Source organism: Enterobacter cloacae complex sp. FDA-CDC-AR_0164, assembly GCF_003071645.1.
Taxonomy (GTDB): Bacteria; Pseudomonadota; Gammaproteobacteria; order Enterobacterales; family Enterobacteriaceae; genus Enterobacter; species Enterobacter ludwigii.
In genome coordinates, this window is the sequence record NZ_CP028950.1 from 696,497 (window position 1) to 718,291 (window position 21,795).

The 21,795-nt window shown below is 55.1% G+C and carries 17 protein-coding genes; 8 read left to right on the forward strand and 9 right to left on the reverse strand.

Features of this window, described 5'->3' with window-relative positions; translation table 11 throughout:
* Positions 1-58 precede the first annotated feature (58 nt).
* On the forward strand, positions 59-2,965 hold the full coding sequence (gene rapA, locus AM410_RS03385; protein WP_040018606.1) for an RNA polymerase-associated protein RapA: 2,907 nt from the start codon (positions 59-61) through the stop codon (positions 2,963-2,965).
* A gap of 12 nt (positions 2,966-2,977) precedes the next feature.
* Complete coding sequence (rluA, locus tag AM410_RS03390; RefSeq protein ID WP_014168600.1) at positions 2,978-3,637, forward strand: bifunctional tRNA pseudouridine(32) synthase/23S rRNA pseudouridine(746) synthase RluA; 660 nt, start codon at positions 2,978-2,980, stop codon at positions 3,635-3,637.
* Between the two features lie 30 nt (positions 3,638-3,667).
* Here rluA and djlA read toward each other — a convergent pair whose 3' ends face one another.
* Positions 3,668-4,483, reverse strand: coding sequence for a co-chaperone DjlA (gene djlA / locus AM410_RS03395; protein WP_014168599.1), 816 nt, complete (start codon positions 4,481-4,483; stop codon positions 3,668-3,670).
* A 239-nt stretch (positions 4,484-4,722) separates the two neighbouring features.
* On the opposite strand from djlA, the gene lptD reads away from it, so the two are divergent.
* From lptD to apaH, 6 genes are read left to right on the forward strand one after another with little or no spacing between them, the layout of a single operon-like run.
* Positions 4,723-7,074, forward strand: a complete 2,352-nt coding sequence (lptD, locus tag AM410_RS03400; RefSeq protein WP_049023061.1) for an LPS assembly protein LptD — start codon at positions 4,723-4,725, stop codon at positions 7,072-7,074.
* Positions 7,075-7,127: 53 nt separating this feature from the next.
* Positions 7,128-8,414, forward strand: a complete 1,287-nt coding sequence (gene surA / locus AM410_RS03405) for a peptidylprolyl isomerase SurA (RefSeq protein ID WP_014168597.1) — start codon at positions 7,128-7,130, stop codon at positions 8,412-8,414.
* Positions 8,414-9,400 carry a 4-hydroxythreonine-4-phosphate dehydrogenase PdxA gene (pdxA, locus tag AM410_RS03410; protein ID WP_020882559.1) on the forward strand — a complete coding sequence of 329 codons (987 nt, stop codon included), beginning with the start codon at positions 8,414-8,416 and terminating at the stop codon, positions 9,398-9,400. Before surA ends, pdxA begins: the two co-directional genes overlap by 1 nt.
* Positions 9,397-10,218: a 16S rRNA (adenine(1518)-N(6)/adenine(1519)-N(6))-dimethyltransferase RsmA gene (gene rsmA / locus AM410_RS03415; RefSeq protein WP_014168595.1), complete on the forward strand. Its 822-nt coding sequence runs from the start codon at positions 9,397-9,399 to the stop codon at positions 10,216-10,218. The genes pdxA and rsmA overlap by 4 nt, the downstream gene beginning before the upstream one ends.
* A 3-nt stretch (positions 10,219-10,221) precedes the next feature.
* Positions 10,222-10,599, forward strand: coding sequence for a Co2+/Mg2+ efflux protein ApaG (apaG, locus tag AM410_RS03420; protein WP_014168594.1), 378 nt, complete (start codon positions 10,222-10,224; stop codon positions 10,597-10,599).
* Between the two features lie 4 nt (positions 10,600-10,603).
* The gene (apaH, locus tag AM410_RS03425; RefSeq protein WP_025205445.1) at positions 10,604-11,452 is read left to right on the forward strand and encodes a bis(5'-nucleosyl)-tetraphosphatase (symmetrical) ApaH; all 849 of its coding nucleotides are present in this window, start codon (positions 10,604-10,606) and stop codon (positions 11,450-11,452) included.
* A 39-nt stretch (positions 11,453-11,491) separates the two neighbouring features.
* Here apaH and folA read toward each other — a convergent pair whose 3' ends face one another.
* The 8 genes from folA to AM410_RS03470 form a co-directional block, all read right to left on the reverse strand.
* The gene (folA, locus tag AM410_RS03430; protein ID WP_008502023.1) at positions 11,492-11,971 is read right to left on the reverse strand and encodes a type 3 dihydrofolate reductase; all 480 of its coding nucleotides are present in this window, start codon (positions 11,969-11,971) and stop codon (positions 11,492-11,494) included.
* A 114-nt stretch (positions 11,972-12,085) separates the two neighbouring features.
* Positions 12,086-13,951 carry a glutathione-regulated potassium-efflux system protein KefC gene (gene kefC, locus AM410_RS03440; protein ID WP_073397161.1) on the reverse strand — a complete coding sequence of 622 codons (1,866 nt, stop codon included), beginning with the start codon at positions 13,949-13,951 and terminating at the stop codon, positions 12,086-12,088.
* On the reverse strand, positions 13,944-14,474 hold the full coding sequence (gene kefF, locus AM410_RS03445) for a glutathione-regulated potassium-efflux system oxidoreductase KefF (RefSeq protein WP_020882557.1): 531 nt from the start codon (positions 14,472-14,474) through the stop codon (positions 13,944-13,946). Before kefF ends, kefC begins: the two co-directional genes overlap by 8 nt.
* Before the next feature lie 105 nt (positions 14,475-14,579).
* Complete coding sequence (locus AM410_RS03450; RefSeq protein WP_010427047.1) at positions 14,580-14,813, reverse strand: YgdI/YgdR family lipoprotein; 234 nt, start codon at positions 14,811-14,813, stop codon at positions 14,580-14,582.
* A gap of 138 nt (positions 14,814-14,951) precedes the next feature.
* Positions 14,952-18,176 carry a carbamoyl-phosphate synthase large subunit gene (carB, locus tag AM410_RS03455; protein ID WP_014168589.1) on the reverse strand — a complete coding sequence of 1,075 codons (3,225 nt, stop codon included), beginning with the start codon at positions 18,174-18,176 and terminating at the stop codon, positions 14,952-14,954.
* Between the two features lie 18 nt (positions 18,177-18,194).
* Positions 18,195-19,343 carry a glutamine-hydrolyzing carbamoyl-phosphate synthase small subunit gene (carA, locus tag AM410_RS03460; protein ID WP_020882556.1) on the reverse strand — a complete coding sequence of 383 codons (1,149 nt, stop codon included), beginning with the start codon at positions 19,341-19,343 and terminating at the stop codon, positions 18,195-18,197.
* Positions 19,344-19,797: 454 nt separating this feature from the next.
* Positions 19,798-20,619 carry a 4-hydroxy-tetrahydrodipicolinate reductase gene (gene dapB / locus AM410_RS03465; RefSeq protein ID WP_073397159.1) on the reverse strand — a complete coding sequence of 274 codons (822 nt, stop codon included), beginning with the start codon at positions 20,617-20,619 and terminating at the stop codon, positions 19,798-19,800.
* A gap of 133 nt (positions 20,620-20,752) precedes the next feature.
* Positions 20,753-21,760, reverse strand: coding sequence for a LacI family DNA-binding transcriptional regulator (locus AM410_RS03470; protein ID WP_073397157.1), 1,008 nt, complete (start codon positions 21,758-21,760; stop codon positions 20,753-20,755).
* Between the last annotated feature and the right edge of the window lie 35 nt (positions 21,761-21,795).

A 21,795-nucleotide genomic window follows, 5' to 3' on the forward strand; every position in this document is an offset into this window, starting at 1 on the left:
GTCTTTTTTGACGGTGGTTGAACTATTGCCTGCAATTTACGATTAGAGCCGAACAAATATGCCTTTTACACTTGGTCAACGCTGGATCAGCGATACAGAAAGCGAACTTGGATTAGGAACCGTGGTTGCCGTGGATGCACGAATGGTTACCCTCCTTTTCCCTGCTACCGGTGAAAACCGCCTGTACGCCCGCAATGATTCCCCTGTGACCCGCGTGATGTTCAACCCGGGTGACACCGTGACCAGCCACGACGGCTGGCAGCTAAAGGTCGAAGACGTAAAAGAAGAGAATGGACTGCTCGCCTACATCGGGACTCGCCTGGACACCGACGAGGCCAATGTCATCCTGCGTGAGGTGCTGCTCGACAGCAAACTGGTATTCAGTAAGCCGCAGGATCGCCTGTTTGCCGGGCAAATCGACCGTATGGATCGCTTCTCCCTGCGCTATCGCGCGCGCAAGTTCCAGAGTGAACAGTACCGTATGCCGTGGAGCGGCCTGCGCGGTCAGCGTACCAGCCTTATTCCCCACCAGCTGAACATCGCCCATGACGTGGGCCGCCGTCACGCACCTCGCGTTCTGCTGGCAGATGAAGTAGGCCTGGGGAAAACCATTGAAGCGGGCATGATCCTGCATCAACAGCTGCTTTCCGGCGCAGCCGAGCGCGTGCTGATTGTGGTACCGGAAACCCTGCAGCATCAATGGCTGGTCGAGATGCTGCGCCGCTTTAACCTGCGTTTCGCTCTGTTTGATGACGAGCGCTATGCAGAAGCCCAGCACGATGCGGACAACCCGTTTGAAACGGAACAGCTGGTGATCTGCTCTCTGGATTTCGTACGCCGCAGCAAGCAACGTCTTGAGCATCTGTGCGACGCCGAATGGGACCTGATGGTGGTCGATGAAGCGCACCATCTGGTCTGGAGCGAAGATGCACCAAGCCGGGAATACATGGCTATCGAACAGCTTGCCGAGCGCGTACCAGGCGTCCTGCTGCTGACCGCAACGCCGGAGCAGTTAGGTCTGGAGAGCCACTTCGCCCGTTTGCGCCTGCTCGATCCAAACCGCTTCCATGACTTTGAGCAGTTCGTTGAAGAGCAGAATAACTACCGTCCGGTCGCCGATGCCGTTGCCCTGCTGCTGGCGGGTAAACATCTTTCGAATGACGAGCTCAACACCCTGAGCGATCTGATTGGCGAGCAGGATATTGAGCCTCTGCTGCAGGCGGCCAACAGCGACAGTGACAACGCGGATTCCGCGCGTAAAGAACTGATCGATATGCTGATGGATCGCCACGGCACCAGCCGCGTCCTGTTCCGTAACACCCGTAACGGGGTGAAAGGTTTCCCGAAACGCGAACTGCATACCATCAAATTGCCACTGCCGACGCAGTACCAGACGGCCATTAAAGTTTCCGGCATTATGGGCGCGCGTAAAACGGCTGAAGAGCGTGCACGCGACATGCTCTACCCGGAACAGATTTACCAGGAATTTGAAGGCGATACCGGCACCTGGTGGAACTTCGACCCGCGTGTTGAGTGGCTGATGGGCTATTTGACCGCGCACCGTTCTCAGAAAGTGCTGGTGATCTGCGCCAAAGCAGCCACCGCGCTGCAGCTGGAGCAGGTCCTGCGCGAACGCGAAGGTATTCGCGCCGCCGTGTTCCACGAAGGGATGTCCATCGTCGAGCGTGACCGTGCCGCGGCATGGTTTGCAGAAGAGGACAGCGGTGCCCAGGTTCTGCTGTGCTCTGAAATCGGGTCTGAAGGCCGTAACTTCCAGTTTGCCAGCAACCTGGTGATGTTCGATTTGCCGTTCAACCCGGATCTGCTGGAACAGCGTATCGGCCGTCTGGATCGTATTGGCCAGGCGCATGATATTCAGATCCATGTTCCTTACCTGGAAAAAACCGCCCAGTCCGTACTGGTGCGTTGGTTCCACGAAGGTCTGGATGCGTTTGAACATACCTGCCCGACCGGCCGCCCGATTTACGATCAGGTGCACGCCGATCTGATCGGCTACCTGGCCGCGCCAGAGAACACCGACGGGTTTGATGAACTGATCAAAGCCTGCCGTGATAAGCATGAAGCGCTGAAATCACAGCTGGAACAGGGCCGTGACCGCCTGCTGGAGATCCACTCCAACGGCGGTGAAAAAGCCCAGGCGCTCGCTGAAAGCATTGAAGAGCAGGATGATGACACCAGCCTGATCAGCTTCTCTATGAACCTGTTCGACATCGTTGGCATAAATCAGGACGATCGTGGCGAGAATTTGATTGTCCTGACCCCGTCCGACCATATGCTGGTCCCGGATTTCCCTGGCCTGCCGGAAGATGGATGCACCATCACCTTTGAACGTGATGTGGCGCTGTCGCGCGAAGATGCGCAGTTCATCACCTGGGAGCACCCGCTGATCCGCAACGGTCTGGATTTGATACTCTCAGGCGATACCGGCAGCAGCACCATCTCGTTGTTAAAAAACAAAGCGCTGCCAGTGGGTACCCTGCTGTTGGAACTGATTTACGTTGTCGAAGCGCAGGCGCCGAAACAGCTGCAGCTCAACCGCTTCCTGCCGTCAACGCCTGTGCGTCTGCTGCTGGACAAAAACGGCACGAACCTCGCCGCTCAGGTTGAATTCGAGAGCTTTAACCGCCAGCTGAGCGCCGTGAACCGCCATACCGGCAGTAAGCTGGTCAACGCGGTACAGCAGGATGTGCACGCTATTCTGCAGCTGGGTGAAACGCAGATCGAAAAAGCGGCCCGGGCGCTGATTGATGCCGCACGTCAAGAAGCCGACGACAAACTGTCCGCGGAACTCTCCCGTCTGGAAGCGTTGAAAGCGGTAAACCCAAACATCCGCGATGACGAGCTGGCAGCGATCGAGAGCAACCGTCAGCAGGTGCTGGAAAGCCTTAATCAGGCAGGCTGGCGTCTGGATGCCCTGCGTCTTATCGTTGTGACGCATCAGTAAACGGAGCGCAAGATGGTGATGGAGCCTTACAATCCACCTCAGGATCCCTGGCTGGTGGTGCTTTATCAGGATGAGCACATTATGGTGGTCAACAAGCCCAGCGGCTTGTTGTCCGTGCCAGGGCGTCTGGATGAGCACAAAGACAGTGTGATGACGCGTATTCAGCGTGATTATCCTCAGGCGGAGTCTGTCCATCGTCTGGACATGGCCACCAGCGGTGTGATTGTAGTGGCGCTGAATAAAGCGGCGGAACGCGAGCTGAAACGCCAGTTCCGCGATCGCGAGCCGAAAAAGCAGTATGTCGCACGTGTCTGGGGGCATCCTCAGCCGGCGGAAGGGCTGGTGGATTTACCGCTGATCTGCGACTGGCCGAACCGACCAAAACAAAAGGTCTGTTACGAAACCGGCAAAGCAGCACAAACCGAGTATGAAGTGCTGGAGTACGCGCCAGATAACACTGCGCGCGTGCTGCTTAAACCGATTACAGGGCGCTCGCACCAGCTGCGTGTCCATATGCTTGCGCTGGGGCACCCGATTCTGGGGGACAGATTTTACGCGCCGCCCGATGCACTGGCGCTGGCGCCACGCCTGCAGCTGCATGCGCAGACGCTCACCATCACCCATCCGGTTTTTGGCAATGCAATGACGTTTAAAGCCCCAGTCGACTTCTGAAAAAAAGGCCCGACAGTGTCGGGCCTTTTTTTATTTGAAACTTTTCTTCTCTTTAATCAACTCGTACGCTTTCTGAATTTCCTGCGCTTTTTGCTTCGCCATCTCCATCATCTCCGGCGGTAAACCTTTCGCGACCAGTTTGTCCGGGTGGTGCTCACTCATCAGCTTACGATAGGCACGCTTGATGGTGGTCACATCGTCCGATGGCTTCACCCCCAGCACGTTACAGGCATCCTCCAGCGTCGGACCCCGCTGCGCCTGCTGCCAGGCACCGCCAGAGGACTGCTGGTGATAGCCGCCGCCAAACTGCGCACCGCCCTGCATCATGCGCAGGAACTGGTCGAACTGCATACGGGAGATGCCCAGTTCTTCCGCAATAACGTATAAAACATCGCGTTCATTAGGATGAAGTGAACCATCGGCAAACGCCGCCTGGATTTGGATCTCCAGAAACATCCGAATTAAATCAAAACGGCCGAAGCAGATGCTGCGGAACTGACGCATTTTATCGCGCAGCGGATAATTATCCGCTTTGCCGATGCGAAACGCATTTTGTGCCGCGAGACGGGAGTCACCATGCAGATTCATGCGGTCCATAAAGACGCTGGCTATCTGAATATCGGCTTCCGTCACACGCCCTTTTGATTTGGTTAAGTGCCCCATCACCTCAAACGTGGTGGAGAAAAAGAGGGACTGACGCTCACGCTGATTGGCAAACCAGGCCATTTTGCGGCTGCGAGCCTTATCAAACATATGGCCGATAATAAGCCCCAGTACGATCCCCCAGAACCCGGCACCCATGATGATGGCGAACGCAACGCCGATTATTTTACCCCAATACTGCATATACTCCCCGGTTAGTCATGTTCCTGGCCGACGCAACGTCATCATCACAGTGTTCAAGCCACGGTCAATTGAAGGACATCGCCTATAATTTGCTTTATCATACTCGTCATTCGATAGCGAGCCTAACACTCTGGCGCGCAAACGGGCAGGATTAACGCTGGTACTGCGCTGATGAGTAAGATAGTCTCTGAGCGTTTGTAAGCCGTAGCCACTGATGACGGAACAATAAAATACAACGTATGAAAAAACGTATCCCCACCCTCCTGGCCACAATGATTGGCACCGCCCTGTACAGCCAACAGGGACTGGCGGCCGATCTCGCCTCGCAGTGTATGCTTGGCGTCCCAAGTTATAATCGTCCACTGGTAAAGGGCGATACGAATAGCTTGCCGGTAACCATTACTGCCGATAGCTCTAAAGGCACATATCCTGACAATGCGACATTTACTGGCAATGTGGATATTAACCAGGGCAACAGCCGTCTGCAGGCAGATGAAGTGCAATTACACCAGAAGCAGCCGGAAGGTGCGGCCGAGCCGGTACGAACGGTGGATGCGCTGGGTAATGTGCACTATGACGACAATCAGGTCATCCTGAAAGGTCCGAAAGCCTGGTCAAACCTGAATACCAAAGACACTAACGTCTGGGAAGGTGATTACCAGATGGTAGGTCGCCAGGGGCGCGGTGATGCAGACCTGATGAAACAGCGCGGCGAAAACCGCTATACGATTCTCGAAAACGGCTCCTTCACGTCCTGTCTGCCCGGGTCTAATACCTGGAGCGTGGTCGGAAGTGAAGTCATCCATGACCGTGAAGAGCAGGTTGCCGAGATCTGGAACGCCCGCTTCAAGCTCGGTCCGGTACCCGTTTTCTACAGCCCTTACCTGCAGCTTCCTGTGGGTGACAAACGCCGCTCAGGTTTCCTGATCCCGAATGCCAAATACAGCACCACGAACTACTTTGAGTTCTATCTGCCGTATTACTGGAACATCGCGCCCAACATGGACGCCACGATCACGCCGCACTATATCCATAAGCGCGGCAACGTTATGTGGGAAAACGAGTTCCGCTACCTGACGCAGGCGGGTACTGGCCTGATGGAACTGGATTATCTGCCGTCGGATAAAGTCTTCCAGGATGAGCATCCAACAGAAGGTGATAAACATCGCTGGTTGTTCTACTGGAAACATGCCGGGGTGATGGACCAGGTCTGGCGGTTTAACGTCGACTACACCAAAGTCAGCGACCCTTACTATTTCAACGACTTTGACTCCAAATACGGGTCCAGTACCGATGGCTACGCCACGCAGAAATTCAGCGTGGGGTACGCTATTCAGAACTTCGACGCTACGGTCTCTACCAAGCAGTTCCAGGTCTTTAGCAGCCAGAACACAAGTACTTACGGTGCAGAACCGCAGTTGGACGTTAACTGGTACCAGAACGATGTTGGTCCGTTTGACACCCGCGTGTACGCCCAGGCCGTGCACTTCGTTAACACCAACTCGGATATGCCGGAATCCACGCGTGTTCACCTCGAGCCAACCATCAATTTGCCGGTGTCAAATGACTGGTCGAGCCTGAATACCGAGGCCAAACTGATGGCCACCCATTACCAGCAGAAGAATCTCGACTGGTATAACAACCGTTACGGCACCGATCTCGAAGAATCCGTGAACCGCGTCCTGCCGCAGTTCAAAATGGACGGCAAACTGATCTTCGAACGCGATATGGGTCTTCTGGCGGAGGGTTATACCCAGACGCTTGAGCCACGTATGCAGTATCTGTACGTCCCGTATCGCGATCAGAGCAACATTCAGAACTATGACTCCTCATTCCTGCAGTCTGACTACAGCGGTCTGTTCCGCGACCGTACCTACGGTGGCCTCGACCGTATTGCGTCAGCAAACCAGTTAACGACCGGCGTCACAACGCGCGTTTATGATGATGCCGCCGTTGAACGTTTTAACGTTTCTGTTGGTCAAATCTACTATTTCACCGAGTCCCGGACCGGTGATGACGACATTAACTGGGAAAAAGACAACAAAACGGGTTCTCTGGTGTGGGCGGGTGATACTTACTGGCGTATGACCGATCGCTGGGGTTTACGCGGGGGTGTGCAGTACGATACGCGTCTCAACAACGTTGCGACAAGCAGTGCGGCGATTGAATACCGTCGTGATGAAGACCGTATGCTGCAGTTGACCTATCGTTACGCCAGCCCGGAATATATTCAGGCCACGTTGCCAAACTATGCGAATACGGATCAGTACAAAGACGGCATCTCGCAGGTGGGTGGCGCAGCGAGCTGGCCAATCGCCGATCGCTGGTCAATCGTCGGTGCTTACTACTTTGACACCAACACCAGTAAACCTGCTGACCAGATGGTTGGTCTGCAATATAACTCCTGCTGCTACGCGCTACGTGTCGGTTACGAACGTAAGCTTAACGGCTGGGATACCAAGAATGAACAGGGCAAATACGATAACGTGATTGGCTTTAATGTCGAACTGCGCGGCCTGAGCTCCAACTACGGCCTGGGCACGCAGCAGATGCTGCGCTCGAACATTCTGCCGTACCGCAGTTCCTTGTAATGTGCTTAATTTGCAACGTAATCCGCTTTGCGGTTAATTGAAATGGAAAAAGTATGAAGAACTGGAAAACGCTGCTGCTCGGTGTCGCTATGGTTGCGAATACCAGCTTCGCGGCCCCCCAGGTTGTTGATAAGGTCGCCGCTGTGGTTAACAACGGCGTCGTGCTCGAAAGCGACGTTGACGGTTTGATGAAATCTGTGAAGCTCAATTCGGGTGAAGCAGGTCAGCAACTTCCGGATGACGCTACCCTGCGCCATCAGATCCTGGAACGTCTGATCATGGATCAGATTGTCCTGCAAATGGGTCAGAAAATGGGTGTGAAGGTCACTGACGAGCAGCTCGATCAGGCCATTGCTAACATCGCGAAGCAGAACAACATGAGCCTGGACCAGATGCGCAGCCGTCTGGCCTATGATGGCATCAGCTATGCAACGTACCGTAATCAGATCCGTAAAGAGATGCTGATTTCGGAAGTGCGTAACAATGAAGTCCGTCGCCGCGTCACGATCCTGCCTCAGGAAGTGGACGCGCTGGCAAAACAGGTGGGTAACCAGAACGACGCCAGCACCGAACTGAACCTGAGCCACATTCTGATCCCGCTGCCAGAGAACCCAACCTCCGACCAGGCTGCGGAAGCTGAAAGCCAGGCGCGTTCGATTGTCGAGCAGGCACGTAACGGCGGTGACTTTGGCAAACTGGCCATCACCTACTCCGCTGACCAACAGGCGCTGAAAGGCGGCCAGATGGGCTGGGGACGTATCCAGGAGCTGCCTTCCATCTTTGCCCAGGCGCTGAGCACGGCGAAGAAAGGTGACATCGTGGGTCCCATCCGTTCAGGCGTGGGCTTCCACATCCTGAAAGTGAACGATCTGCGCGGTCAGAGTCAGAACATTTCGGTTACCGAAGTTCACGCTCGCCATATTCTCCTCAAGCCGTCACCTATCATGACTGACGATCAGGCGCGCGTGAAACTGCAACAGATTGCTGCAGACATTAAGAGCGGAAAAACCTCGTTTGCGAATGCCGCGAAAGAGTTCTCTCAGGATCCCGGCTCTGCTAATCAGGGCGGCGATCTGGGCTGGGCGGCCGCGGATATCTACGATCCTGCGTTCCGTGACGCACTGATGAAGCTGAACAAAGGCCAGATGAGCGCCCCGGTGCACTCCTCCTTCGGCTGGCATCTGATCGAACTGTTGGATACCCGCAATGTTGATAAAACGGACGCGGCGCAGAAAGACAGAGCCTACCGCATGCTGTTTAACCGTAAGTTCTCTGAAGAAGCAGCAACCTGGATGCAGGAACAACGCGCCAGCGCTTATGTGAAAGTACTGAGCAACTAATGAAACAGCATCGTGTTGTGATCACTCCCGGCGAACCTGCCGGGATTGGGCCTGACCTCGTTGTCCAGCTCGCCCAGCGCAGCTGGCCGGTGGAACTGGTTGTCTGCGCTGATGCAACACTGTTACAAGACCGGGCAACGCTGCTCGGTCTGCCTTTAACGCTCATCCCCTACGTTGAAGGCCAGCAGCCTGCACCACAGCAAGCCGGCACGCTTACGCTTCTTCCTGTTCCACTTCGTACTCCCGTCATCCCGGGTCAGCTCAGTACCGAAAACGGCCACTATGTTGTAGAGACGCTGGCGCGTGCCTGCGACGGTTGCCTGAAGGGCGAATTTGCCGCCCTGATCACCGGTCCCGTGCACAAAGGCGTTATCAACGAGGCGGGGATACCGTTTACCGGGCACACGGAGTTCTTTGAAGAGCGCTCGCACAGCCCGAAAGTGGTCATGATGCTGGCGACAGAAGCAATGCGCGTTGCCCTCGTGACGACCCATTTGCCCATCAGGGCCATTCCGGATGCCATTACTCCGTCTCTTTTACGGGAGATCATCGGGATCCTGCATCACGACCTGCAAACCAAATTCGGCATCAAACAGCCGCATGTGCTGGTCTGCGGGCTGAACCCGCACGCCGGTGAAGGCGGACATATGGGAACCGAAGAGATCGACACCATTATTCCGGTGCTTGAAGAAATGCGGGCAAAAGGGATGAACTTAAGCGGACCGTTGCCTGCCGATACCCTTTTCCAGCCAAAATACCTGGATAATGCGGACGCCGTGCTCGCGATGTACCACGATCAAGGCCTGCCCGTGCTAAAATACCAGGGCTTTGGCCGCGGGGTGAATATCACCCTCGGTTTACCTTTTATTCGAACGTCCGTTGACCACGGTACTGCGCTGGATCTGGCAGGCCAGGGGAAAGCGGATGTCGGCAGTTTTATTACGGCGCTTAATCTCGCCATCAAAATGATTGTTAATACTCAATGACTAATCGAGTCCATCAGGGCCACTTAGCCCGAAAACGCTTCGGGCAAAACTTCCTCAACGATCAGTTCGTGATCGACAGTATCGTGTCTGCCATTAATCCGCAGAAAGGTCAGGCTATGGTCGAAATCGGCCCGGGTCTTGCCGCTCTGACTGAACCCGTAGGCGAACGCCTGGACGAACTGACCGTTATCGAACTCGACCGCGATCTCGCCGCACGCCTGCAAACTCATCCGTTCCTGGGGCCAAAGCTGACGATTTATCAGCAGGATGCCATGACCATGAACTTTGGTGAGCTGTCGGAGAAAATGGGCCAACCGCTGCGCGTGTTCGGCAACCTGCCGTACAACATCTCCACACCGCTAATGTTCCACCTGTTTAGCTATACTGATGCCATTGCCGACATGCACTTCATGTTGCAAAAAGAGGTGGTTAACCGTCTGGTTGCAGGGCCGAACAGTAAAGCGTATGGTCGTTTGAGCGTGATGGCACAATATTTCTGCAACGTGATCCCGGTGCTCGAAGTACCGCCAACTGCCTTTACGCCGCCACCAAAAGTGGACTCTGCGGTAGTGCGTCTTGTACCGCATAAAATAATGCCGTACCCGGTGAAAGACCTGCGCGTGCTGAGCCGCATTACTACGGAAGCCTTTAACCAGCGCCGTAAAACGATCCGTAACAGCCTGGGCAATCTGTTTACCGTTGAAGTGCTGACTGAGTTGGGTATTGACCCGGCAATGCGTGCAGAAAATATTTCCGTAGAACAGTACTGCAAGCTGGCTAATTACATCAGCGAAAATGCGCCGCCGAAGGAGAGTTAAGCCATGATTGATTCGCCCCGCGTATGTGTCCATGTACAAAGCGTTTATGTTGAATCCCAGTCCTCACCGGATGAAGAACGTTTTGTCTTCGCTTACACCGTGACCATTCGCAATCTGGGGCGGATGCCTGTGCAACTGCTTGGGCGCTACTGGCTTATCACCAACGGCAACGGCCGCGAAATCGAAGTTCAGGGTGAAGGTGTGGTTGGTGAACAGCCCCACATCGACCCTGGCGAAGAGTATCAATATACCAGCGGTGCCGTGATCGAAACGCCGCTGGGTACCATGCAGGGCCATTACGAAATGGTCGACGTTGATGGCAATGTGTTCCGCGTTGCTATTCCTGTGTTCCGTCTCGCCGTTACAACACTCATTCATTAATCTAATGTCTACATATCTGATTGGCGACGTTCACGGTTGCTACGATGAACTGATCGCATTGTTAAAACAGGTCGACTTTACGCCTGGACAAGATACGCTCTGGCTGACGGGCGATTTAGTGGCGCGTGGCCCTGGCTCGCTGGACGTTCTACGCTTCGTCAAATCACTGGGCGACAGCGTGCGCATGGTACTGGGCAATCACGATCTGCATTTGCTGGCCGTCTTTGCCGGGATCAGTCGCAACAAACCCAAAGATCGTCTCTCGCCTTTGCTGGAAGCCCCGGACGCGGATGTTCTCATCAACTGGCTACGCCGCCAGCCGCTGCTGCAGATCGATGAAGAGAAAAAACTGGTCATGGCGCATGCCGGGATCACCCCTCAGTGGGATCTTGAGACGGCGAAAACCTGTGCGCGTGACGTTGAAGCGGTGCTGGCAAGCGACTCGTATCCTTTCTTCCTCGACGCGATGTACGGCGATATGCCGAATCACTGGAGCGAAGATCTTAGCGGTCTGGCCCGCCTGCGCTTTATTACGAACGCTTTCACCCGCATGCGTTTTTGCTTCCCGAACGGGCAGCTGGATATGTATTGCAAAGAGACACCGGAAAGCGCCCCTGCGCCTCTTAAACCGTGGTTTGCCATTCCCGGTCCGGTGACCAACGCCTATAACGTGGTGTTTGGCCACTGGGCGTCGCTTGAAGGAAAAGGCACACCGGAGGGGATCTACGGTCTCGATACCGGCTGCTGCTGGGGTGGGGAGTTAACCTGCTTGCGCTGGGAAGATAAAACGTACTTTGTTCAGCCATCCAACCGACAGCTGGACTTAGGGGAAGACGAGGCCGTTGCCTCCTGATGAGGATTTCCCTCCCCCGGACGGGAGAGGGACATTCACTTAGCGACGTTCCAGAATTTCGAAGCAGTAGCTGTGGGAGTTCTGCGCATCCGCGTCGTGGAATTCACTGAAGACAGATTCCCACTCATCAGGATCGTAGTCCGGGAAATGCGTATCCCCTTCCACTTCCGCATCAATGTGGGTCAGATACAGCTTCTGTGCTTTAGGCAGGAACTGTTCGTACACACGCCCACCGCCAATCACCATGATCTCCTCGGCATTACCGCATGCGGCAATGGCCTCGTCTACGGACTTTACCCATTCGACGCGATCGTCAGTGCCAGGCTGGCTACTGATAACGATATTTTTACGGCCCGGTAATGGACGACCAATCGACTCCCAGGTCAGGCGGCCCATCACTACCGGCTTGTTTAACGTAGTACGTTTAAACCATGCGAGATCGGCAGGCAGGTTCCACGGCATGGCATTTTCCATACCGATAACACGGTCCACCGCCAGCGCTGCAATCAGACTGATCATTGAAAATTTCCCGGATGCAAAAAATTGCCGCCACTATACGGAAAGCTTAATCTTTCGTCGACTGGCGGCTGAGTAAAGATAGAGAAATTTTTTAATATTGCTGGCAACTCCACTTCACGCGGAAGGTTTACTCTCCGGTTCGTCCGCCGGATCGCCGGTATGCTTGCCCTCTTCCGTGCCCTGCCAGCCGTGACGCTGGATAAGCGACAGGTGATTGCGGTCCTCGTTAATGATTTCCGTCAGCATCGCGCTGGTGCGTTTGAACACCGCTGCACGCTCGGTGGCTGTGCTGCCCGCCATTGCCGCCATCTCTTCCACCATCTCGGTGTTAAAGCGGCGGAACAGGTCCGCACGTTCACGTGCTTCATAGGCACCTAGCCCCAGATTTTCCAGCGCCATCCGGCCAGACTTGAGCGCACCTTCGAACGTTTCACGCTCTGGCGCCTCCACCCCTGCCTGACGCAGCCGGATGTAGTGATCCACATCGCGGGCGCGAGAGATAATGGTCAGCTCGGGGAAGTGTTCCTTGACCAGCTCCACCATCTGCATGCTGGTCTCCGGATCGTCGATCGCGTTAATCAACACTTCCGCTTTCGCCGCCCCGGCGGATTCCAGCAGATCGACACGCGTTGCATCCCCGTAAAACACTTTCATGTCGAATTTCCGCAGGGTTTCAACATGGTCGGGATCGTGGTCGAGGATCACCATTTTGACCCCGCTCGACAACAGCAAACGGCCCACGATCTGCCCGAAGCGACCAAACCCGGCGATGATCACCCGTGGCTGCTCCTCGTCGATCTCGTCGGCTTCGCGTTCTTGCTCGCTCCCCGTTTTTTCCAGACGCGCCAGCACCACCAGCAGAACAGGCGTTGCGGCCATCGACAGTGCGACGGCAAGCGTCAGCGCTTTCGCCCACTCAGCATCCAGTACGTTGGCCATCTGCGCCGCGCCAAAGACCACGAATGCAAACTCACTCCCCTGCCCCAGCAGTACGGCAAACCAACGACACTGCTTGTTAGGCACCGTTAATGGACGCGCTATCAGCCACAGCATGCCCATCTTAATGACCAGGAAACCGGCCAGCAGGATGAGGATCCGCAGCGGATGCGTTACCAGCGTGCCAAAGTCGATAGACATCCCCACGCCGATGAAAAACAGCCCCAGCAATAATCCCTTAAACGGCTCGATATCACTTTCCAGCGCATGGCGATATTCAGAGCTGGCCAGCAGCACCCCTGCCAGGAACGCCCCCATAGCCATCGATAGGCCGGCTTCCTCGAGCAGAAAACCAAAGCCAAACACCAGGAACAGCGCAACGGCACTGAAAACTTCACGCAGGCCGGAGCGAGCGACAAAGCGCAGCAACGGACGGGTCACGTAGCGGCCAAGCAGAATAACCAGCGCCAGGGCACCAACCACTTTCAGCGCGGAAAGCGCAAAAGCCCCCATGGTCGTTGAGGCACCGCTTGCGGCCAGCAGCGGGATCATCGCCACCAGCGGGATGGCGGCAATATCCTGGAACAGCAGCACCGAAAACGCGCTGCGCCCCATCTGAGAGACCGTCAGGTTGCGCTCGTTCATTGCCTGCATGGCAATGGCCGTAGAGGAGAGTGCCAGCGTCAGGCCGATGAGTGTCGCGACTTTCCAGTCCATGCCCAGCAGGATACAGAACCCGCCCAGCAGCAGACCACAGGCCACCATCTGCAAGGCTCCCCCACCAAATACCGAAGCACGCAGTTTCCATAACCGCCGGGGATCCAGCTCCAGGCCAATTACAAACAGCATCAGCACGACGCCGATCTCAGCGAAATGGAGAATCGCCTCGGCATCGGTCACCAGACGGAAGCCCCACGGTCCAATGACACAGCCGGCAATGAGGTAACCCAGCACCGAACCCAGCCCCAGACGTACCGCCACGGGCACAATCAGCGCAGCCGCGCCGAGGTAAATCAGCGCCTGTATCAGCGTATGGCTATCCATTGTTCGCCTCCTGCCACTCAAGTAACCGTTGTTTATAATGGCGTGCCTGCGCCTGCAACGTCTCATCATCGCAAACGAACGTACAGTGCATCGCAAAAGGAGGGAGCCAGTTGAGCCCACAATAGAGCGCCGTCGCCTGCAGCGGCTGTGACAGCACCTCAAAGCCCGGGAAAGCACCAATATCGAAGTGGCTTTCTCCCCCGCCGGTGGTCACGGCCCACATCAGGCTTTTACCTTTAAGCGCGTGACCGTTGTGGCCATACGCCCAGCCGTGGGAAAAGACTTTATCGATCCACAGTTTGAGGAGCGGAGGGGTGCTGTACCATTGCATCGGATGCTGCCAGATAATTAAATCGGCACGAGAGAGCGCCTCCTGTTCGGCGGCGATATCGATATTAAAATCGGGATAAAGTTGATAGAGGGAACGTATCTCTACGTTATCAAGCGTCCTTACCTGCTCAAGCATCCGTTTATTTGCATGCGAGTGATGCGGATACGGATGTGCGTAAATTATCAGAATCATTAATTAGCCTGTTGTTTTACTGCCTTCTTTTACCAAAAGAGTGTAGTCAGTAATTCAACAGGCTAATAGTGAATATTATTGACGGGCTAACGTCAGAAATCTGAACTAGTTATCCAGTTCGCCCATGGATTTCACCTGGTCACGGTTGATCTGTTCAGTTTGACCCGTTTCGGCGTTTTTATAGGAAACCAGACCGGTGTCATCATCGACCTGCGGCTTACCGTCAGTCACTATCGTACGGCCATCCGTGGTTTTTACTGCCTGATTAGATGAACAGCCCGCAACGGTAAACATGGCGGTGGCAGCCAGAACGGACGCGATCAGAAGTTTATTTTGCATGGTGTTTTCCCCTGCTCTCAGTTGAATTTCGTTATCGACCTAACCATTTTAGGCTAACTGACTGAATGCGGTTGGAAAACCAGAAGGTTCTGAAGGTGGGAATAATACCCGGCAGCGAATACTGCCGGGTATGTTGGCTTACTTGTTAATCTGGGCGTGCATTTCCTGAACGGAAATCACCTTCTCGGTGGCATCAGCGTTCAGTGCCATCGCGGTGGCGAAACCACCGTTCAGGGTAGTGTCGTAATGCACTTTGTACTGCAGCGCGCTGCGGCGAATCAGCTTGGAGTCTTCAATCGCCTGACGACCTGCGGTGGTGTTAATGATGTAGGTGTATTCGCCATTCTTGATGCGATCCTGAATGTGCGGACGACCTTCATGCACCTTGTTCACCAGACGCGGATTAATGCCCGCTTCACCCAGCACAATGGCCGTGCCGTGGGTTGCATCCAGCTCGAAGCCCTGTTTCAGCAGCTTAGCCGCCAGGTCAACCACGCGCTCTTTATCGCCTTCGCGAACAGAGAGCAGCGCACGGCCAGATTTTTTCATGGTGGAGTTACTGCCTAACTGCGCCTTCGCGAACGCTTCTGCGAAGGTGCGGCCCACGCCCATCACTTCCCCGGTAGAACGCATTTCTGGCCCTAACAGCGGGTCGACGCCCGGGAATTTGTTGAACGGCAGTACCACTTCTTTCACCGAGTAGTACGGTGGGATAATTTCTTTCGTCACGCCCTGCTGTGCCAGCGTCTGGCCCGCCATCACGCGCGCCGCCACTTTCGCCAGCGGAACACCGGTAGCTTTAGAGACGAACGGTACGGTACGTGCTGCACGCGGGTTCACTTCAATCAGGTAGACTTCGTTGTCTTTGACAGCGAACTGGACGTTCATCAGACCGCGAACCTGCAGTTCGAAGGCCAGCTTCTGCACCTGCTGGCGCATCACGTCCTGAATTTCCTGGCTCAGGGTGTACGCTGGCAGGGAACATGCGGAGTCACCGGAGTGAACGCCTGCCTGTTCGATGTGCTCCATGATACCGCCAATCAGCACCATTTCGCCGTCACAGATGGCATCCACATCCACTTCAACGGCATCGTCGAGGAAGCGGTCGAGCAGAACCGGCGCATCGTTGGACACGCTCACTGCCGTCTGGAAGTAGCGACGCAGGTCAGCTTCGTCGTAGACGATTTCCATCGCGCGGCCGCCCAGCACGTAGGAAGGACGTACCACCAGCGGGTAGCCAATCTCTTTCGCCTTCTCAACAGCCATCTCGATAGCGGTGACGGTGGCATTGGCCGGCTGTTTCAGCTTCAGACGGTCAACCGCCTGCTGGAAACGCTCACGGTCTTCTGCACGGTCGATTGCATCCGGGCTGGTACCGATTACCGGCACACCAGCGGCTTCCAGCGCACGCGCCAGTTTCAGTGGGGTCTGGCCACCGTATTGCACGATTACGCCTTTAGGCTTCTCGATACGCACGATTTCCAGCACATCTTCCAGCGTTACCGGCTCAAAGTAGAGGCGGTCGGAGGTATCGTAGTCGGTCGACACGGTTTCCGGGTTACAGTTGACCATGATGGTCTCGTAACCGTCTTCGCGCAGTGCCAGGGAGGCGTGAACGCAGCAGTAGTCAAACTCGATGCCCTGGCCGATACGGTTAGGACCGCCGCCCAGCACCATAATCTTGTCGCGGTCGACGGACGGATTCGCTTCACACTCATCTTCATACGTGGAGTACATGTAAGCGGTGTCGGTCGCGAACTCCGCTGCACAGGTATCCACGCGTTTGTAGACCGGGTGCAGGTCATACTGGTCACGCAGCTTGCGGATTTCCGCTTCACGTACGCCCGCCAGTTTGGCCAGACGCGCATCGGCGAAGCCTTTACGCTTCAGTACGCGCAGGAAGTCAGCGTCCAGGCCATTGATACCCAGGTCCGCGACTCTTTCTTCCAGACGTACCAGCTCTTCAATCTGCACCAGGAACCAGCGGTCGATGTTGGTCAGGTTGAACACGCCATCAACAGAGAGGCCCGCACGGAACGCATCGGCGATGTACCAGATACGCTCTGCGCCTGCGTCCTTCAGCTCGCGGCGAATTTTGGTCAGCGCTTCAGGGTCTTCCAGGCTCACTTTCGGGTCAAAACCCGTGGCTCCCACTTCCAGGCCGCGCAGCGCTTTCTGCAGGGATTCCTGCTGAGTACGCCCAATCGCCATCACTTCGCCAACAGATTTCATCTGCGTGGTCAGACGGTCGTTTGCGCCAGCGAACTTCTCGAAGTTAAAGCGAGGGATCTTGGTCACGACGTAGTCGATGGACGGCTCGAAGGACGCTGGAGTGCGGCCACCGGTGATGTCGTTCATCAGCTCATCGAGGGTATATCCCACCGCCAGTTTCGCGGCCACTTTCGCAATCGGGAAGCCGGTGGCTTTCGAGGCCAGCGCGGAGGAACGAGAAACACGCGGGTTCATTTCGATAACAATCAGGCGACCGTTTTTCGGGTTCACGGCAAACTGAACGTTAGAGCCACCCGTTTCTACGCCGATTTCACGCAGTACCGCCATCGAGGCGTTACGCATGATTTGATACTCTTTGTCGGTCAGCGTCTGGGCTGGCGCTACGGTGATGGAGTCGCCGGTGTGGATACCCATCGCATCGAAGTTTTCGATGGAGCAGACGATGATGCAGTTGTCGTTTTTATCACGCACCACTTCCATCTCGTACTCTTTCCAGCCAATCAGCGATTCATCAATCAGCAGCTCTTTGGTGGGGGAGAGATCCAGACCGCGTTCACAAATCTCTTCGAACTCTTCGCGGTTGTAGGCGATACCGCCGCCGGTGCCACCCATGGTGAAGGATGGACGGATGATGCACGGATAACCAACGTCAGCCGCAACAGCCAGCGCTTCTTCCATGGTATGTGCGATACCGGAACGCGCGGTGTCGAGGCCGATTTTCTTCATCGCCACGTCGAAGCGACGACGGTCTTCAGCTTTATCAATGGCATCGGCTGTCGCACCAATCATGGTCACGCCGAACTCTTCCAGCACGCCCTGACGCTCCAGCTCCAGCGCGCAGTTCAGCGCCGTCTGGCCGCCCATGGTAGGCAGAACCGCGTCCGGACGCTCTTTTTCGATGATTTTGCGTACCACTTCCCAGTGAATCGGCTCGATGTAGGTTGCATCAGCCATTTCCGGGTCGGTCATGATGGTGGCCGGGTTAGAGTTCACCAGAATAACGCGGTAACCCTCTTCGCGCAGGGCTTTACACGCCTGGGCACCGGAGTAGTCGAATTCGCAGGCCTGGCCGATCACAATCGGGCCAGCGCCAAGGATCAGGATGCTTTTTATGTCTGTACGTTTTGGCATGGTCTTCTCGGCTCCTGATTATTTAGCGGTCTTACGGTATTGCTCAATAAGTTCGATGAAGTGATCGAACAGCGGCGCGGCATCGTGCGGGCCCGGGCTGGCTTCAGGGTGACCCTGGAAGCTGAACGCTGGCTTATCGGTACGATGAATCCCCTGCAGGGTGCCATCGAACAGAGACTTGTGGGTCACGCGCAGGTTAGCAGGCATTGACGCCTCATCCACTGCGAAGCCGTGGTTCTGTGCCGTAATCATTACCGTGTTGTTATCGATATCTTTCACCGGGTGGTTCCCACCGTGGTGACCGAACTTCATCTTCACGGTATTGGCACCGCTCGCCAGCGCCAGCAGCTGATGACCCAGACAGATGCCGAATACCGGGATATCGGTTTCCAGGAAGGATTTGATGGCGTCGATAGCGTAATCGCACGGTGCCGGGTCGCCAGGACCGTTGGACAGGAAGATACCGTCCGGATTCATCTTCAGTACCTCTTCAGCAGAGGTTTTCGCCGGGACAACCGTCAGGCGGCAGCCGCGGTCGACCAGCATACGCAGGATGTTGCGCTTGGCACCAAAATCGTACGCCACCACGTGGAATGGCAGGTCGCTCTCTTTTTTCGCTTCCGGCAGGTCTCCCGCCAGCGTCCAGCTTCCCTGCGTCCAGCTATAGGCTTCTGCTGTGGTCACTTCTTTCGCCAGGTCCATGCCGTTCAGACCCGGGAAAGCTTTCGCTTTTTCCAGCGCCAGGGCTGCATCGAGGTTATCTCCTGCGATGATACAACCGTTTTGTGCACCCTTCTCGCGCAGCAGACGCGTCAGCTTACGGGTATCGATATCAGCAATCGCCACGATGTTATGGCGCTTCAGGTAGGAAGAGAGGTCCTCGGTATTGCGGTAGTTGCTGGCAATCAGCGGCAGGTCGCGAATGACCAGGCCTTGCGCATGTACCTGAGAGGATTCTTCGTCAGCAGCATTGGTGCCGACATTGCCGATATGAGGATAAGTAAGAGTAACGATTTGGCGAGAATAGGAAGGATCAGTGAGGATTTCTTGATAACCGGTCATTGAAGTATTGAAAACGACTTCCCCAACCGCCGAACCCGTTGCCCCTATGGCCCGACCGATAAACTGGGTTCCGTCTTCCAGAACCAATAGCGCTGACTTAATCAAAACACCCTCCAGAGAATATTCACTCACTTTATTTGCATATTAATTCATAACCGCGTCATGAATCAATGCAAATGTGTTGCCAGCGGATTTTTGGCAAACGGCGGCATTCTGGGGATTTGGTGGCTAAAAGTCAACTTAAAACGGAGATTTGTCATATTCTTTTGCGAGCCTGAGAGAGCCAGGAGAGCTTAAGCGGCAAAAAGATCAGGTAAATCACTGCGGAAAACGCTTGCGCGGCAAGTTTAATGGGAAAGGCCGCTTCATGGCATCAAAAAGTGGACCAGACGGTCAAAATTTACATTCAGATAACACAAAACACGTGGAAGAGATGAACTTTAGTGTGCAAATTAATAAAATTACCATGAAATACATAAAATAAAAGGGCAATAAAATATTGCCCTATGCAATCAAAGCCTTACGACTGCAATAACCACATCACGATGGGTAATAACGATTACAAATTGTTGAGATCGAGCACATCTCGCATATCAAAAAGACCCTCTTTCTTGCCTTTTAACCACAAGGCGGAGCGTACAGCGCCATTTGCAAACGTCATCCGGCTGGATGCCTTATGCGTAATCTCGACGCGTTCCCCAATATCGGCGAACATCGCCGTATGTTCGCCGACGATATCGCCCGCGCGGACGGTAGCAAAACCAATCGTGCCGGGAACACGTTCACCGGTGTGCCCTTCACGGGTGTAGACCGCGCAGTCTTTCAAATCTTTATCCAGTGCATGAGCAATCGCTTCCCCCATCGCCAGCGCCGTACCGGATGGCGCGTCGACTTTATAACGATGGTGCGCTTCAACAATCTCAATGTCGGTATAACTGCCCATGACCTTCGCTGCCTTCTCCAGCAGCTTCAGCATGACGTTCACCCCCACGCTAAAGTTTGCGGCGAAGACAATCGCAATCTCGTGTGAGGCATCCTGAATGGCCTGCTTCCCGGTATCATCAAAACCGGTGGTGCCGATCACCATTCCTTTACCGTGCTGACGGCAAAATGCCAGATGCGTGAGCGTGCCTTCCGGACGGGTAAAATCGATGAACACATCAAAGTCATCTTTTACCGCCTCCAGGCTGCTCTGCACGGTAACGCCTGTCTTACCCGCGCCCGCCAGCTCACCCGCGTCAGCGCCAAGCAACGATGAGCCGTCACGCTCCAGCGCCGCGCCCAGTGCCACGCCATCCATCTGTAGTGCCGCCTGAATCAGCTGGCGACCCATACGTCCACCCGCGCCCGCAATGGCGACACGGATCTGTGCATCATGCATAGTTATTCTCTTACGTTAAAATGATGTAAACCGTTTTCAGATTAACCAGCCTTTGCAGATGCTGCCAACTGAAAACGACGATAATTAGAATTTAATGATAAACAGGAAGAAATATCAGCAAAAGGCATAATCTTCAGCGAAAACCGCATGATTCGCGGACCACCAGCGCGGGCGGTAAAATAATGCGTTTCGCCGGCTCCCGGTTCCCCTGTATCCGGCTGAAAAGCAGTTCGCCGGCCTTACGTCCTATCTCCTTCGCGGCAACGGAGACGGTAGTCAGTGCAGGCTGTACCAGCCCGGCCTCGGTAATATCGTCAAAGCCCACCAGGGCAAAATGACGTCCCGGCTCGCGTCCCATTTTGCGTAAACACTGCATAACGCCAAGGGCAACAATGTCCTGGTAACATACTGCCGCGGTAATCTGCGGATGGTTCATCAACAACGCTTCCGCCACGCGCGCGCCATCACTCTGGCTTGCCTGTGAGGTGACGATCCATTCGGGATTCGGCGTCACACCATACTCCAGTAATTTACTGGTAAATCCGCCGATACGCTGAGCGCGAGACCCCGAATTCAGGCTACCGCCGATAAAGGCAATCTGACGATGCCCCATCCTCAGAAGATGCTCTGTCGCCATTTGCGTGCCAAGGAAGTTATCGGTTCCCACAAAATCAAAGTCCGGATCGCTTAGCGGTCGCACGACCATAATTGCCGGAATATTGCGTCGCTTAAGACCATCGAAAAAGGCCTGCGGGGTTTCTCGCGCGGCACACAGCACCATGCCACAGACGTTGTTACGCATCAGCGAATCCACAAACTTTTGCTGTCGCTCGGACGACTCTTCGCTGTTTGCCAGAAACAGCAGAAGGTCGTGGCGTTCCATCTCATGGCTTAGACCTGCCGTCATTTCGCCATAAAAAGGGTTCGTGATGTCATGCAACAGGAGTCCCACCTGATTACTGCTGCGGTTTCGCAGGTTGGCTGCCGTCTGATTGTAAACATAGCCCGATTCATCCAGCGCCTGAAGTACGCGCTCCCGGGTCCGTTGCGAGATCCGCCCTTTATTACACAGCACCATTGATACGGTGGCGGTTGAAACCCCGGCGCGTTTTGCCACATCAGCCAGCGTGATACCCGTCATGATCGCTCCTTGTCGTTCACATCAGATTAATCGAA